Raw genomic sequence first — 14,233 nt, 5'->3', positions numbered from 1 at the left:
TTATTGCCTCATCGTCACAGGCACATGTATGCTCTGGAGCAGCTTCTGAAGCAAGGAATCTACACTGATATTGTCCAGCCGCGACTCCGGACGCAGCAGAATGCGGTGTCCCAGCGCATACGGGGCAAGTATCTTCACATCATCCGGAAGAACATAATCGCGCTCCTGCAGGAAAGCATAGGCTTTGCAGGCCATCATGAATGAAAGCGAAGCACGGGGGCTGGCACCAAGCAGGACTAGCGGATGCTCTCTGGTCTGGCGGACAATATCCAGCAAATAGTTCAGGACAGGATCGCTGATATAAATCTCGCGGATTTCTTCCTGGATAGCCGCAATTTGTTCCATGCCTGTTACCGGGGTAAGCCTGTCCACCGGCTGTCCCTCCTGATGGCTCATCAGAAGATTCTTCTCGGTAACCGCATCGGGATAGCCAAGGCTGATACGCAGCATGAAACGGTCAAGCTGTGCTTCAGGCAGCGTGTAGGTGCCTTCGAAATCAATCGGGTTCTGAGTCGCACAGAGCATAAACGGATGCGGCAGCGGATACGTCTCTCCGTCGACGGTTACATTCCGTTCTTCCATTACTTCAAGCAGCGCAGATTGCGTCTTGGTTGTCGCACGGTTGATCTCGTCGGCGAGCAGAATATTCGTCATCACGGGACCAGGACGGAAATGGAACATCTCATCGCGCGGATGATAGACCGATACCCCCGTTATATCACTAGGGAGAATATCGGGATTGCACTGAATCCGGCGGTACTCCCCGGACATGGATCTGGAGAGCGCCCGAATGAGCTGGGTTTTGCCCGTTCCCGGAACATCCTCGATCAGGACATGCCCACCGGCCAGCAGCGCCGTAAGCAGCAGCTCTATTTCAAATGTTTTGCCGAGTATACAGGATTCCAAATTATGGCGAACAGCCTTCATGATGTGAATTGATTCTTGACGTACGGGCATATATAGTAAACCTCCTATGTCAGAATAAGCGTAATACATATATTTTACATGATTATGGGTCCCAAAGTACATTATTGCAGCCCGTGAAATTAAAGATACACCAAACAACGGACAAGGAAATCTCTCTATTATATAGAAGGAAAATTTTTGTTCCTATAGAAATGATTATAAACCGAGTCCGTTTGTCTATTCAGACAGACGAAAAAAAGACCGCCAATGTGGCGGCCTGAAAAGAAAACCTATAGTTTTCAGCTGATCAATGCGTCCCCTTAGGCCGTACAAGCACGGCTGCCAGAAATGAGAATACAATAGCTGATGAAATCCCCGCACTGGTCACATCGAAAATCCCCGTCACCACGCCGATCCAGCCGTCACGCTCCAGTTCCGTTAGTGCTCCGTGCACCAGCGAGTTACCAAAGCTGGTAATAGGGACGCTAGCCCCCGCTCCGGCAAATTTCACCAGCGGGTCATACAGTCCAAACGCGTCAGCGATCGCTCCAGACACGACAAGCGTACTCATCGTGTGAGCGGGTGTCAGCTTCAGCACATCGAACATAAGCTGCCCGATGACACAGATGGCGCCTCCAATCAAAAATGCCCATACATAAATCATCATGCTCCTTCACCTCCGCTCTCCAGCGCTACAGCATGAGCCACGCACGGTATGCTTTCTCCCTGCTGATAGGACAGCGGCGAAAGCAGCGCTCCGGTTGCCACAATCAGCACCCGCTTCAGCTCGCCTTTTTTCATCCGTTTGAGAATATGTCCATAGGTGACAACCGCCGAACAGCCGCAACCGCTCCCTCCGGCGATGACATATTTCTGCTTGTCGAGATTATAAATGAGCATCCCGCAGTCATCAAATGTCGTCTGCTCCATGGGAATGCCTTCTTTGGCCAGGAGATCTTTGGCAATGGGCAGGCCGACGGAAGCCAGATCGCCGGTTACAATTAAATCGTAATGGCCGGGGGACAAGCCCGTATCGCGGAAATGTGCAGTTATCGTATCCGCGGCGGCCGGAGCCATGGCTGTGCCCATATTAAAAGGGTCCGTCAGTCCCATATCCATAATGCGTCCGAGGGTTGCCGCCACAACATAGGGGCCTGCGGCGGAGCCGTCATTGCGGCCGACAATGGCACAGCCCGAACCGGTTACGGTATACTGGGCAGTCGGCGGCTTTTGGGAGCCGTATTCGACTGGATAGCGGAATTGCTTCTCCACGGTACAGTTATGGCTGGAGGTTCCCGCGAGCGCGTATTTACCCCCGCCGGAATCCACAATCATCGAAGCGATGGCGAGACTCTCCATGGAAGTGGAACATGCGCCAAAGACGCCAAGATAAGGCACACCCAGCTTTCTCGCCGCAAACGAGCTGCTGATAATCTGATTCATTAAATCCCCGCCGACGAAAAACTCCAGCTTCTCCTGCTCGAGTCCCGCATGCATCAGTGCCAGCTTGGATGCTTTTTCGAAAAGGGCTCGCTCTGCCTTCTCCCATGTCTGTTCGCCCATTTTGAGCGAGTCATAGATAAAATCAAAATCGGAAACCAAAGGGCCTTCCCCTTCTTCCGGCCCTACTACTGCGGAAGAACCGAGAATGACAGGACGGGTAGTAAATTGCCAGGTCTGGCTGCCAAGCTGCTTCATAAGTGAGAACCTCCCCAGCCCATAATGGCATAAACTACCCCGATCACAAAGGCCGCGACGACACCGAATACAATGACGGAACCGGCCAGCTTGAACATATTGCCGCCAACTCCGAGCACAAGACCTTCGGCACGGTGTTCAAGCGCTGCGGAGCACATACTGTTGGCAAAACCCGTGACGGGAACAGCAGTGCCTGCTCCTGACCATTGGGCCAATTTGTCATATACACCGAAGCTTGTCAGGATGACGGAGATAAGGATCAGAACCGCAACGGTAGGGCTTGAGGCTTCCCTGGAGGTCATATCGAATATCGCCATAAAAGCCTCCTGGATGCCTTGTCCGATTACGCAGATCAACCCTCCGGACAGAAAAGCCCGGATGCAGTTTTTGAACACAGGGCGGCTGGGCACATACGGCTTGGACAATTTCTCATAATCCTGTGGGGTCATGGTGTCAAGCCGAAGCTTGACACCGGACTTTCTAGTTTTGGCCGGCAAATGAGGACACCTCCTGGAATGTATGCGAGGGGAGGGCTGGACCAGTGAGTGCGGACATTTCCCCTCGGACTTTTCTTCGCTTAGAAGTTTTTCCTTATTGTTCGCCGTAAGCGGCTTCGTTATGTCTCCCCAGCTCAGGTAAAATACAACAGTATTACAATCAGCAGTATAAACAGAATCAAAATCAGCACTGCATTACGCTCCGGCCCATACCGGCGGAGGTATCTTTTCGGCACCCCACGGGCATTCACTTTACCGCAGTAGCCCTGCGGGTTGTCCGCGGACCTGCTCCCAGCCACCCTCATCTTCCTCGCTTCCTTTCCCGGCTCCTGCCTGCAGAGCCACTACTGCATAATATTCGCAAAGGCGGCGCCCAGTGTTCATTTCCCCCTTTGCAGACATGGACAAGTAGCGCGACAATGTTCATACTAGACAATAGTAAAGGAGCGATATGTATATGAATCAAGAAACGACTAATCTGTTCAAAACATTGACTGAATTCCCCGCAGCTCCGGGCTTTGAGCGCGAGTTGCGTGCCTATGTCCAGGATGCTATGACACCGTATACCGAAGAGTTCGTCCAGGACCGGCTAGGCAGCCTGTTCGGTGTGCTGCGCGGCGAAGAGAACGGCCCCAAGATTATGGTAGCCGGTCATTTTGACGAGGTGGGCTTTATGGTCACCGGCATCACCGACAACGGAATGATCCGCTTTCAGCCGCTCGGCGGCTGGCTGGCTTCCGCTGTAGCCTCACAGCGGCTGCAGATCATTACCCCGAAGGGTACATTGACGGGTGTTGTCGGCAGTACGCCGATCCATCTGCTGAGTGAAGACGAACGTAACAAAACCGGTGATATCCGCAGAATGTACATAGATATCGGTGCGGACAGCCGGGAAGAAGCACAGAGCTACGGCGTAGCTCCGGGACAGCAGATTCTGCCGATCTGCCCGTTCACCCCGCTGGCCAATCCGAAGAAAATCATGGCCAAAGCGTGGGACAACCGCTATGGCTTAGGCCTTGCCATTGAGCTGGTCAAAGCGCTGCACGGCAAAAAACTGCCAAACACCGTATTTGCCGGCGCTACAGTTCAAGAAGAGGTCGGCCTGCGCGGTGCCCGCACAGCAGCTAACCTGCTGTCGCCGGACATCTTCTTCGGCCTGGATGCCAGTGCCGCCGCCGACATGACCGGCGACCGCCAGGCCTTCGGCCAGTTGGGCCAAGGAGCGCTGCTGCGCATTTACGATCCGACGATGATTACCCACCGCGGCCTGCTCGAATACGTTCAGGATACGGCAGATACCCACCGGATCAAATACCAGTATTTTGTCTCCCAAGGCGGAACCGATGCCGGGCAGGTGCATGTCAGCGGAATTGGCGTGCCGTCCACAGTAATTGGAATCTGCTCGCGCTACATCCACACATCCTCTTCCATCATTCACAGTGATGATTATGATGCCGCCAAAGAGCTGCTGATCAAGCTCGTAGAAGGACTGGACCGCACGACGCTGCAGACCATTATTGAGAACAGCTAAGCTATGATGCTCGAAGAGCCGCAGGGGATAGAATCTCCCCTGCGGCTCTTTATGATGCCCTGCATCGTTATTTCAGTTTGTCATACTCTGCCATCACCGACCGGTGCACCGCATGATCTGCAGCCAGGCCGGTATATTTCGTAACGGCTGCTGCAGCACCAAGCTCCATAACAGCCGCCTGAAGCTCAACCGCTTCCGGATCATCGCTCACGTTGAACAGCAGTGCTGCCGCCATAGAGCGGGTCAGGGCCGTGAATCCAAGCCCTCTGTCAAAAGCCTGGAGCGCCGGCGATACCAGCCGGTCATTCGGCGACAGCTTGCGGATCGGTGAACGTCCTACACGGATAACTTCATCCGTCAGGGCCGGATTACGGAAGCGTTCCAGTATTTTGTCGATATACTTGCTGTGCTGCTCCGCGTCGAACCCGTGCTTCTGAGCCAGCACCGTCCCTGTCTCCTCCAGCACTTCGCGGACAAGCCCGGTCAAACCCTCATCCGCCATAGCTTGCTGGATCGTCCCGTAACCGCGCAGGTACCCGAGATATGCTGCCGAGCAGTGCCCGGTATTCACCGTGAACAATTTGCGTTCAATATAAGGTTCAAGATTATCTACATAGTGAATACCTTCTACCGGACGGTAACCCGGAAGCATCTGAGAAGCGTCTACCACCCACTCATAGAATGGCTCTACCACTACCTTGAGGATATCCTCATGCTGCTGCAAGGGAACAATCCGGTCTACAGCCGCGTTCGGAAAAGCTACGGATATATCCGCTTTGACCCGGACTTCTGAATCCAGCTTGGCATATACGAGCTCTTTCAATTGCGCACTGCCGCCGATGGCATTCTCGCAGGCGATGACATGCAGCGGAGCGGTGGAACCCGCAAGCCGTCTGCCGATCCCCTCAGCCAGCACCCCTGCAATATGCTTCAGGATGGATACTCCGATCGCTGTCGTAACAAGATCCGCTCCGGCAATGGCCGCCGCAACTTCTTCGGCATGGGTTACACTGCTTAATGCAGTCACGTTCTTCACGATCACCGTTTCCTGACCCTCGCTTGCCAGCGTCACCGGATATTCCCCGCGTTCTTGAAGCTGTGTGACGAAGGTTTCATTCACATCGACAAAGGTGACCTCATAACCTGCCTGCGACAGAAGCAGACCGATAAAACCTCTGCCGATATTGCCGGCACCGAAATGAACAGCCTTCATCATTCCAGGCCTCCTTCAAAGATGGCGATCACATCGGCCGGGGTTGGCGCATTCATGACCCGCCCAATGGCATCCTCTTCCGAGAAGATCATTGCCACATTCGTCAATATCTCCATGTGCCCGTCACCTGCCGCTGCAATGCCAATCACAACAAAGGCCGGCTCATCACCGCCAAAATCAACACCCTCTGGAAAGCGGATAATGGATAATCCGGTAGATTTAATGAAGGGTCTGGCTTCTTTGGTTCCGTGGGGAATGGCCAGTCCTTCGCCCATATAAGTGGAAACGACCTCTTCGCGCTCCAGCATCTTCGGCACATATTCTTCCGTTACATGTCCGGCATCCACAAGCAGCTTTCCGGCCATGGTGATCGCCTCGTATTTATCTTTGGCAGCACCGTTCATAATCACTTTATTCTCTGACAGTATACTCATATGGTTTCTCTCGCTTTCACATTTTATTTTCGAAAAAACGCAGCAGCTCTGACGACAGATATCGCCTGATCTCGGACTCCGTACGCTCCTCTAGCAGCTTCACCAGCTCGGAATTAAGCAGCATTGCACTGATTTCACTCAGCACTTCCAGGCTTTCCTTGGACAGCTTGCGCGGTGCAAGCATCAGCAGAATGACCCTGACCTCGGTATCCCCATCCAGAACAACCGGCTGGCGCAGACGGTACAGTGTCAGGGAAGACATCAGGATGTGGCTGCTTCTTGCATGAAACAGCGCAAGCCCAGTGTCCGGAATGACCTGGCTGGCCATCCTTTCCCGTTCCAGCAGCCGCTCCAGCAGGATATCTGCATCGCCGACCACCCCGCTGCCATCCAGAAAATCGAGCATCGCCGAAATCGTTGCGGGCAGCGTTATCCCGCTGTTATCAAGCGGATAGAAGCGGAACCGCTCCAGCAGGCTGACCGTTTCATCCAGCATGCCCTGGTAGCTTTTCAACCGCTCCAGGGAATGCTCTTCACGCGCTGTTCTGTCGTATTCGCCTTGCGGAACGTCCTCCCGTTCTCTCAGCGTGGTGTTCTGGATATAACTCAGCAGTTTTTCTATTTCTTCCCCCGTCAACAGAGGACTGATTTTGATATAGCGGTCTTTGTCGAGCGGCAGATCAATCGTTGAAATAATCAGATCGTAGTCAACCTCAGGCAGCCTCGCCGCTTCGTACCAGGAAATATTGCCGAGAATTTCAATCTGCGGCATTTCTTTGGCCAGCCGGGTAGCCAGCAGCCGGGAAGAACTGAGACCGCTGGCGCAGACCAGAATTGCCCGGACGCCCCGCCTGAGCTGATTCAGACGTTCGACAGAAGCGCCGAAATGCATGACCAGAAATCCGATTTCCTCATCGGGGATGTCCAGTTCCAGCTCCAGCTCCTCCACCGCGGCCCTCACAATCTGGAACAAATATTCATAATCCTTACGGATGGGACCCAGCAGCGGATTGCGGATACGGGTTCCCTCCCGGAGCCGCTTGAAGGCCGGATCCATATGCTCCAGCAACCCTTCCCGCAGGGAGCGGTCGCTTTGAAACGGAACTCCGGTCCGTTTGACAACGCTTTCCGTCAGCTTATATACAATCTCCATCAGCTCAATGTCACCGGAGGCGAATCCGGCTGAAGAGAATGATTCCTGGACCCTGTCGAACAGACCGGCTATATATAGAATCTCTGCCCGCGGAATCTCAGCTCCCAGCGCCTGACCCAGCCGCTGCCCAAATTGCTCGGCGGCGGCAATATGGCGATGGTTGGGCATACGGGGATATCCCGCTTCACCGCCGTTGTCGATACTCCGGCTAATCTCAATCCGTCTGGTGGTTACAGCGAGGCCAAGCAGCATTTCCATATAAACGATCTCCGGCAGCTCCGCCGTCCATTTCCATTCCATATCCCATAGCGTGTTCTCCACGTCCATCAGATTGGTTTTGCCTACCGTATCCAGTAGAATCCGGAAGACCGGACTGCTCGCGGGCTGCGGATTATGCCCCACTAGATCTGAAAGATCCAGATGCTCGGCGGCCAGCCGGCCAATCGCCCTGCGCTTGTCAATCTCGCTGCCGGTAATCTCAACGCCGTAACCCCGCCTGCGGACCAGCTGCAGGCCGAACTTGCGGACCCAGGGCTCCAGTTCATCCAAGTCATAACTCACAGTAGCCACCGTAACTTTGAGCCAGTGGGCCAGTGTGAACAGCTTCACCGGCTCTTCTGCCTCCAGCAAGGAGCAGAGCTCATACACCTTGCGGTCCTCGCTGGAATGTTCCGCTGGCTTCTCTTCCCGCAAAAACAGGCGCAGCTCGGCAAGACCGGCCGCCGGGCCGCTCAGCTGAATCCCTTTTCCTGATTTCCGGATCAAATCCAGACCGAAATCCGCCAGGGTGATCTCGATGTCCTCCATCTCCCGGTGAACCGTTCTTACACTCACACCGGTGCTCTCGGCGATTTCGGCGGCAGTAATCTCTTCACTGACCCCTAAGAGAAGCCAGATGATTTGACGCTGCCTCGCGGTAACTTTTCTCATAACCGTGTACCCCCGCCCTAAATGGAGACAAACGCCGGCTTTGCGGGCCAGCGTCTCCTGAGTTAGCGTTATACATCCTTTCTGTGCTTGTTCCACTTACTTTAAACGTTCCACAAGCTCGTCATATTTAGGGCTCTTCAGGAAATTGTCGATGGAGATATGCTCTGCTTTCGGATTGCTGGCAATCGCCCGGTCCGTCAGCGTTTTCTGGGTAACCACGATATCAGCATCCGCAGGAATTTCGCTGACTGCGGAATTGACAACCGTAATATTGACTCCGGCAGCCTGCAGTTTTTTTCTTAGCACGGATGCGCCCATCGCGCTGGACCCCATACCTGCATCACAAGCGAAGACGATTTTGTTCACATCAGCCTTGCCGCGGACATTTGCCGCTGTAGTTACAGTTGCGGCAGCAGCAGCAGTTTGCGCTGCAGTCCCTGCCGACTTCATGTTTTTCAATTTTGCCGCAGCTTCTTCCAGATCCATCTCTTCTTCGTTGTTCTTCTTCACGGTCTTAAGGAGCAGTGTAGCCAGCACGAAGGATACGGCTGTGGCAACAATGACACCGGCAAGCATTGGCACATACCCACCCTTAGGTGTCATGGCGAAGTAAGCAAAGATACTGCCTGGCGATGGAGAAGCTACCAGACCTGCGCCCAGCAATTGCAATGTGAACGTTCCAGACATGCCGCCACCGATAACAGCCAGGATCAGACGTGGATTCATCAGAATGTACGGGAAGTAAATTTCATGAATACCCCCCAGGAAGTGAATGATAACCGCTCCCGGTGCGGAAGCCTTCGCCGAACCGCGTCCTACCAGCCAGTAAGCAAGCAGGATACCCAGCCCTGGTCCCGGATTCGATTCCAGCATGAACAGTACCGATTGTCCCAGTCTCTGTGATTCTTCCAGCGCAATCGGTCCGAGTACGCCGTGGTTGATTGCATTGTTCAGGAACAATACTTTTGCAGGCTCAATGATGAGGTTGACGAGCGGCAGCAGGTTATGATTGACCAGAAACTCCACACCACTCGAAAGGATGTTGGTCAAGCCTTCGACCAGAGGTCCGATTCCCTTCAGCGCAGCAATGGACAAGCCGCCGCCGATGATGCCGAGCGAGAAGTTGTTGACTAGCATTTCGAACCCGGCTTTGATCTTGCCGTCAACCGCACGGTCGAATTGCTTCAGGACCCAGCCGGCCAGCGGTCCGACAATCATGGCGCCGAGGAACATCGGAATAGAAGAACCGACGATAACCCCCATTGTGACTACTGCCCCGATAACACCGCCGCGTTTGCCGTGTACCATCTGTCCGCCTGTATACCCGATGAGCAGCGGAAGCAGAAATTTGATCATTGGATCTACTAAAGCTGCAAGGCTTTCATTTGGAAACCAGCCCTTTGGAATGAATAAAGCCGTGATTAAACCCCATGCGATAAAAGCGCCGATATTCGGCATAACCATACCGCTGAGCATGCGGCCGAATTGTTGAACTCTCACCCTTGTACCCCCGGATGAAGTTTGCGTTGTTGCCGTTGTGGCCATTTAAAATGCCCCCTTAATGAAATTAAATGGGATGCCTTTGTTTAAGCTTTCTTTAAAGGATATCCCTTATGCACACAGCGTAAATCAAAGCGCTTTCTTTGTCATTAAATTGAAAACACGGTTTCGTCATGAACGTTGTTGACAACATTTAAGAGCTGTTGCCACAGGCTTTTGGACATGCATCCGGCTTATGGACACAAGAAAAAACGGCCCTCCCATCCCTATGGGATGAGGTCCGTTTCTTTAGCAAAAACAAAAATAATTTATGGCGCGAATCCTAAACATCCTTATATTTACAAAAAAACGGAAGTCTGCATTGGCTGCAAGACTCCCGTTTAGGGTGTGCTTTATTTAAATTTCCACTCCGTTATTTCTAACCTTTAAAAGTTTCAGATCATATCCAGCGGAACTCTCCAGGCGGGCTGCGGAAAAGCCTCATCCAGCTGCCACAGCTCATCGGTACTGAGCTTGATTTCCCCTGCTGCCGCGTTCTCGGCCACATGCCGCGGAGTCGATGCTTTGGGAATAGCGATTACGTCGCCTTCCCGGATGCTCCAGGCCAGCAGAATTTGCAGCGGTGTCGCTCCATGTCTAAGGGCAACCTCCTGCACTGCAGCATTCTCCGTCAGCCCTTTTCTCAAGGTGCCTGCCTGTGCCAGCGGAGAGTAGGCCATTACGGGTATTTTGTGGCTCCGCTGCCAGGACAGCAGCTCATGCTCAATACCTCTGGAGCCCAGGTGGTAGAGGACCTGATTAACAGCGCAGCGGTTGCCTCCGGGGATGCGCAGCAATTCCCGCATATCGTCCGTGTCCAGATTGGACACGCCCCAGCGGGCTATTTTTCCGGCGGCCACCAGTTCCTCCATGCCTTCCACCGTCTCCTCCAGCGGAATCTTCCCGCGCCAGTGCAGCAGATATAGATCCAGATGATCCGTACCGAGCCGCTTCAGACTGTCCTCACAGCTGCGGGCCAGCTGATTCTTGCCTGCGTTTTGCGGATAGACCTTGGAGACCAGAAATACGCTGTCGCGGATTCCCCGGATCGCTTCGCCGACAAGCTCTTCCGAGCGGCCGTCCCCGTACATTTCTGCCGTATCTATCACACTAAGGCCCAACTCTACCCCATGCCTCAGGGCAGCTATCTCCTCGGAACGTCTGGAAGCATCATCACCCATACACCAGGTTCCCTGTCCGATTCTCGGCAAGTCTGTTCCGTCCGGAAGTTTAATCCGCCCGGGGATATTTTCATTCATAGTGGAAGTCTCCTTATACGATGGATTAAGTACTACTTACTATACTTACCATGTTACATCATTCGAAACATCGTACAGGTGTCTATTTCTTTAACATCTCAGCGTCGTCAGCCTACCATTTTCAAACCGACGGCAGCTCCGAGAATCACCACAATACAGATGATCCGCCGCAGATCCCGGGCTTCACCATACAGGAGCATGCCCAGTATCGCACCTCCGGAAGCACCAATTCCTGTCCATACCGCATAGGCCGTGCCCATCGGGAGACTTTCCATGGCGAGCGACAGCAGCAGAAAGCTGCCTCCGAATCCGAGGACCAGCAGGGCAATCGCCTGCCAATTGCGGTCCCGGTGCAGCTTGCCTATCATCGCCACCCCGAACATTTCACAGCAGCCGGCAGCAATCAGCATTAACCAGGCCATTTTAGGACACTCCCTTCTCTTTAGATTCACCGCTCACAAGCTTCAGCCCGATAACACCCGCCAGCAGAATCAAGACCAGCACCAGCTTCAGCGGCTTGAACGGCTCACCGAACCAGAGGATATCCGCCAGGACGGTCCCGGCTGTGCCGAGTCCCACAAATACAGAATAGACCGTACCTACGGGCAGCTTGCTGCTCGCCGAGATGATCGTATAAAAACTGATGATAATGGCCACTACCGTAACGAGCCACTCCCACGGAGCCGAAGCGTGCTTGAGCCCGATGACCCACACGACCTCGAAGCAGGCAGCGCCTGCGATCTTAACCCATGCCATACTGTTATTCACTGCCATTCCCTCCTCTTCCCCTAAATAAGTTATGGTACAAACCTCTTGACCGCGGAAACAAAATAAGCCCGGAAGGTCATCGTCTAATTGACGATACCTCCCGGGCTTTTATCCCTCCGTGTAGACATGTACATCGCAGTACATGCGTTTTCCCTCGGACCAGACCAGCCTGTAGCAGCTGCGGAACCCTAGAAAACAGAACAACTGATTAAGTTACATTGTATGTTAGCAAATACCGCCGATAAAAGCAACCCTCTATTATTCCCGGGGCCGCTTCCGGTCTCATTGTCCGCTTGAATGCTCCAGCAGGATGCGCACACCCCAAGGCTCAAGCTCAAGTTTCCCCTCAGGTTGAACCTCTCTTCCCGACAAAAGCTCTGCCGCCGCACCATGCCGGTACACCATAGATACCGGTTCATCGCTGTAATTGAAATAATAGCGCACCCTCTGCTGCTGCCGGTTCACTCCAGTCTTCACAATCAGCGGAAAAGCCAGCTCCTGATCGGGCCCCCATAATCCGGCCTCCTGGGCAGCGGATTTCAGGATGCTGCCCGCCAGCCCGCTGCTTGTCATGCAGCCGATATAGGTTGCCGTACCGTTTCCGAACCTGTTGCGGGTGACGGCCGCATATTCGCCCCAATGGGGATGCTCATAGCGGAGCAGCACCTCCGCCGTATCCGGTGTAATCAGCTCCATCCATGTATTCACCGCAGGATCTGCCGCACCGGTATCCAGAGCTTCGCTGCGCAGTGTCACCTCATGCGGAGTCACAAACATGCTGTAGCTGATTCCGCAGGCCTCGCTGATGATCCCGGGCTGCTCTGCCGTGCGCACTTTGAGATCTTCATCCGCGAAGCCGGATTTGAAGGAATAGACGGCGTGGCCTCCCTCGCGCACATATTCATTTAAGCGCAGCAGCGCTTCATCCGGAACGGCATAAAGTGCGGGAACAATGATGAGACTATATCTTGAAAGCCCGGTACAGCCGGGCTGAATGAAGTCGCATTCGATATTCATCCGGTACAGCTCATCGTAAAGCCAGCGAACCACATCATTGTAGTTCCTGCCATCCGGCAGCTTGAACCATTCCATCGCAGTCAGGGCTTCATTGCTGACCATTACCGCGACCTTGTTATCCTTGCGCAGGTCCACCAGCGCCTGACTTAAGCGGGCAAAATCCCGGCCGATAGTCTTGGCCTCGTTGTATACCGGATTCGGCTTGAAGTCGTGGCTGAGCAGCCCCTTCCAGTAGGTCTCAAACGAATTATGAATGGAATGCCAATGCCAGTAAGCCACCATATTTGCCCCGGAGGCGAGATGGCTGAAGGCCTGGAGCTGCAGCTGGCCCGGATAGGGTGTCCAGTGGGGAAACGCTTGGGCCTGTGTCTCCAGCACAAGATAATTGCTGCGCTTCAGGGAACGGGCGATATCCCCTCCGAAGGAGATTTCCGTTCCGGTCAGCTCTTGCTGCGAGGGATGGTAAATATCCACTCCGGCGATGTCGAAGGCTTCAGCTGCGGCAAAATGATCCACGGATGGCTGTACGCCATACGAATAGCCGCGCCATTCAAAATCAAAATTCTGTGTGACGAATTGTCCCGGCTGCTTGTACTCGTTCACCAGCGACACCTGCCAGGCAAGAAATGCCGTCACCAGACCGCGCTGGAAACGGGCGAATTCCGCACCCAGGCTGCCGTTGATCGTACCGACAGCGGACGGAAAGTCCTCCCAGCTGTTAATCCGGTTGCTCCAGTAATCCAGCCCGAACCGGTCATTGATCTCATCCAGTGTTCCATACTTCTGCCGCATATGCTTAACAAACAGCAGCTGCACATTCTCTCCGGCTGTCCCGTAGTGCTTCGTCTCGTTGTCCGTCTGGTAGCCAATCACCGCCGGATGCTTGCTGACCCTGCCGATCAGCTTGCGGATGATCCGCTCCGCATGGAACAGGTAGACCGGGTTCGTTATATCCATGATCTGCCGTGCGCCATACCGGCCGGGACCGTCCGCCGTTACAGCCAGCACTCCGGGATGCTCCTTGACCAGCCATGTGGGAACGGCATAGGTTGGGGTCCCGACAATCACGGAGATTCCTGCGGCATGCATCGCATCCAGCACCCGGTCGACGGAAGTGAAGTCGAATATCCCGTTCTGCGGCTCATGCGTGCTCCAGGTCGATTCGGCGATGCGGACGGTATTGATCCCGGCCTCCAGCATCATAGCAATATCCTCATTCAGCCTCTCATAAGGCATATATTCATCGTAGTAGGCGACGCCGTAACGTAATTGACTCATTACTCTGTTG

At 53.9% G+C, this 14,233-nt stretch carries 14 protein-coding genes and 1 riboswitch; of the genes, 1 reads left to right on the top strand and 13 read right to left on the bottom strand.

Annotation, left to right across the window (positions count from 1 at the left end; all coding sequences use genetic code 11):
- The 5 genes from NSS79_RS08075 to NSS79_RS08055 all read right to left on the bottom strand — a co-directional run bounded on the left by NSS79_RS08075 (window position 1) and on the right by NSS79_RS08055 (window position 3,485).
- Window positions 1–957 carry a MoxR family ATPase gene (locus tag NSS79_RS08075; RefSeq protein WP_038587881.1) on the bottom strand — a complete coding sequence of 319 codons (957 nt, stop codon included), beginning with the start codon at window positions 955–957 and terminating at the stop codon, window positions 1–3.
- Window positions 958–1,213: 256 nt separating this feature from the next.
- Window positions 1,214–1,570, bottom strand: coding sequence for a stage V sporulation protein AE (gene spoVAE / locus NSS79_RS08070; RefSeq protein WP_342440322.1), 357 nt, complete (start codon window positions 1,568–1,570; stop codon window positions 1,214–1,216).
- Entirely contained in the window at window positions 1,570–2,604 is a 1,035-nt protein-coding gene (gene spoVAD / locus NSS79_RS08065) for a stage V sporulation protein AD (RefSeq protein WP_342438951.1), read from the bottom strand. Before spoVAD ends, spoVAE begins: the two co-directional genes overlap by 1 nt.
- Window positions 2,601–3,053 carry a stage V sporulation protein AC gene (spoVAC, locus tag NSS79_RS08060; protein WP_342440321.1) on the bottom strand — a complete coding sequence of 151 codons (453 nt, stop codon included), beginning with the start codon at window positions 3,051–3,053 and terminating at the stop codon, window positions 2,601–2,603. The genes spoVAD and spoVAC overlap by 4 nt, the downstream gene beginning before the upstream one ends.
- A gap of 300 nt (window positions 3,054–3,353) precedes the next feature.
- Window positions 3,354–3,485: a hypothetical protein gene (locus NSS79_RS08055; RefSeq protein WP_342438950.1), complete on the bottom strand. Its 132-nt coding sequence runs from the start codon at window positions 3,483–3,485 to the stop codon at window positions 3,354–3,356.
- A gap of 73 nt (window positions 3,486–3,558) precedes the next feature.
- Between NSS79_RS08055 and NSS79_RS08050 the strand changes: the two genes are divergently transcribed.
- Window positions 3,559–4,632 carry a M42 family metallopeptidase gene (locus NSS79_RS08050; RefSeq protein WP_342438949.1) on the top strand — a complete coding sequence of 358 codons (1,074 nt, stop codon included), beginning with the start codon at window positions 3,559–3,561 and terminating at the stop codon, window positions 4,630–4,632.
- A gap of 67 nt (window positions 4,633–4,699) precedes the next feature.
- Here NSS79_RS08050 and NSS79_RS08045 read toward each other — a convergent pair whose 3' ends face one another.
- The 8 genes from NSS79_RS08045 to NSS79_RS08010 all read right to left on the bottom strand — a co-directional run bounded on the left by NSS79_RS08045 (window position 4,700) and on the right by NSS79_RS08010 (window position 14,223).
- The gene (locus NSS79_RS08045; protein ID WP_342440320.1) at window positions 4,700–5,845 is read right to left on the bottom strand and encodes a mannitol-1-phosphate 5-dehydrogenase; all 1,146 of its coding nucleotides are present in this window, start codon (window positions 5,843–5,845) and stop codon (window positions 4,700–4,702) included.
- Window positions 5,845–6,279 (bottom strand): PTS sugar transporter subunit IIA, encoded by a 435-nt coding sequence (locus tag NSS79_RS08040; RefSeq protein ID WP_342438948.1) that lies wholly within the window; start codon window positions 6,277–6,279, stop codon window positions 5,845–5,847. Before NSS79_RS08040 ends, NSS79_RS08045 begins: the two co-directional genes overlap by 1 nt.
- Before the next feature lie 16 nt (window positions 6,280–6,295).
- A complete protein-coding gene (locus tag NSS79_RS08035; protein WP_342438947.1) occupies window positions 6,296–8,362 on the bottom strand; it encodes a BglG family transcription antiterminator in 2,067 nt (688 codons plus the stop codon).
- Window positions 8,363–8,458: 96 nt separating this feature from the next.
- A complete protein-coding gene (locus NSS79_RS08030) occupies window positions 8,459–9,907 on the bottom strand; it encodes a PTS mannitol transporter subunit IICBA (protein WP_342438946.1) in 1,449 nt (482 codons plus the stop codon).
- 389 nt (window positions 9,908–10,296) lie between these two features.
- The gene (locus NSS79_RS08025; RefSeq protein ID WP_342438945.1) at window positions 10,297–11,160 is read right to left on the bottom strand and encodes an aldo/keto reductase; all 864 of its coding nucleotides are present in this window, start codon (window positions 11,158–11,160) and stop codon (window positions 10,297–10,299) included.
- A 107-nt stretch (window positions 11,161–11,267) separates the two neighbouring features.
- A complete protein-coding gene (locus tag NSS79_RS08020; protein WP_038587851.1) occupies window positions 11,268–11,582 on the bottom strand; it encodes a multidrug efflux SMR transporter in 315 nt (104 codons plus the stop codon).
- 1 nt (window position 11,583) lies between these two features.
- Window positions 11,584–11,934: a multidrug efflux SMR transporter gene (locus NSS79_RS08015; RefSeq protein ID WP_342438944.1), complete on the bottom strand. Its 351-nt coding sequence runs from the start codon at window positions 11,932–11,934 to the stop codon at window positions 11,584–11,586.
- 89 nt (window positions 11,935–12,023) lie between these two features.
- A riboswitch (guanidine-I (ykkC/yxkD leader) is annotated at window positions 12,024–12,131 on the bottom strand.
- 79 nt (window positions 12,132–12,210) lie between these two features.
- The gene (locus NSS79_RS08010; RefSeq protein WP_342438943.1) at window positions 12,211–14,223 is read right to left on the bottom strand and encodes a beta-galactosidase; all 2,013 of its coding nucleotides are present in this window, start codon (window positions 14,221–14,223) and stop codon (window positions 12,211–12,213) included.
- Between the last annotated feature and the right edge of the window lie 10 nt (window positions 14,224–14,233).

This window comes from Paenibacillus sp. FSL L8-0436, from assembly GCF_038593025.1.
In the GTDB taxonomy this organism is placed as follows: Bacteria; Bacillota; Bacilli; order Paenibacillales; family Paenibacillaceae; genus Paenibacillus_AQ.
This window is presented reverse-complemented; position numbering and strand designations above follow the sequence as displayed.

Coding starts and splice junctions, on each gene's coding strand:
- NSS79_RS08075 (WP_038587881.1), bottom strand. CDS start 957: ATGCCCGTACGTCAAGAATCAATTCACATCATGAAGGCTGTTCGCCAT.
- spoVAE (WP_342440322.1), bottom strand. CDS start 1,570: ATGATTTATGTATGGGCATTTTTGATTGGAGGCGCCATCTGTGTCATC.
- spoVAD (WP_342438951.1), bottom strand. CDS start 2,604: ATGAAGCAGCTTGGCAGCCAGACCTGGCAATTTACTACCCGTCCTGTC.
- spoVAC (WP_342440321.1), bottom strand. CDS start 3,053: ATGACCCCACAGGATTATGAGAAATTGTCCAAGCCGTATGTGCCCAGC.
- NSS79_RS08055 (WP_342438950.1), bottom strand. CDS start 3,485: ATGAACACTGGGCGCCGCCTTTGCGAATATTATGCAGTAGTGGCTCTG.
- NSS79_RS08050 (WP_342438949.1), top strand. CDS start 3,559: ATGAATCAAGAAACGACTAATCTGTTCAAAACATTGACTGAATTCCCC.
- NSS79_RS08045 (WP_342440320.1), bottom strand. CDS start 5,845: ATGAAGGCTGTTCATTTCGGTGCCGGCAATATCGGCAGAGGTTTTATC.
- NSS79_RS08040 (WP_342438948.1), bottom strand. CDS start 6,279: ATGAGTATACTGTCAGAGAATAAAGTGATTATGAACGGTGCTGCCAAA.
- NSS79_RS08035 (WP_342438947.1), bottom strand. CDS start 8,362: ATGAGAAAAGTTACCGCGAGGCAGCGTCAAATCATCTGGCTTCTCTTA.
- NSS79_RS08030 (WP_342438946.1), bottom strand. CDS start 9,907: ATGGCCACAACGGCAACAACGCAAACTTCATCCGGGGGTACAAGGGTG.
- NSS79_RS08025 (WP_342438945.1), bottom strand. CDS start 11,160: ATGAATGAAAATATCCCCGGGCGGATTAAACTTCCGGACGGAACAGAC.
- NSS79_RS08020 (WP_038587851.1), bottom strand. CDS start 11,582: ATGGCCTGGTTAATGCTGATTGCTGCCGGCTGCTGTGAAATGTTCGGG.
- NSS79_RS08015 (WP_342438944.1), bottom strand. CDS start 11,934: ATGGCAGTGAATAACAGTATGGCATGGGTTAAGATCGCAGGCGCTGCC.
- NSS79_RS08010 (WP_342438943.1), bottom strand. CDS start 14,223: ATGAGTCAATTACGTTACGGCGTCGCCTACTACGATGAATATATGCCT.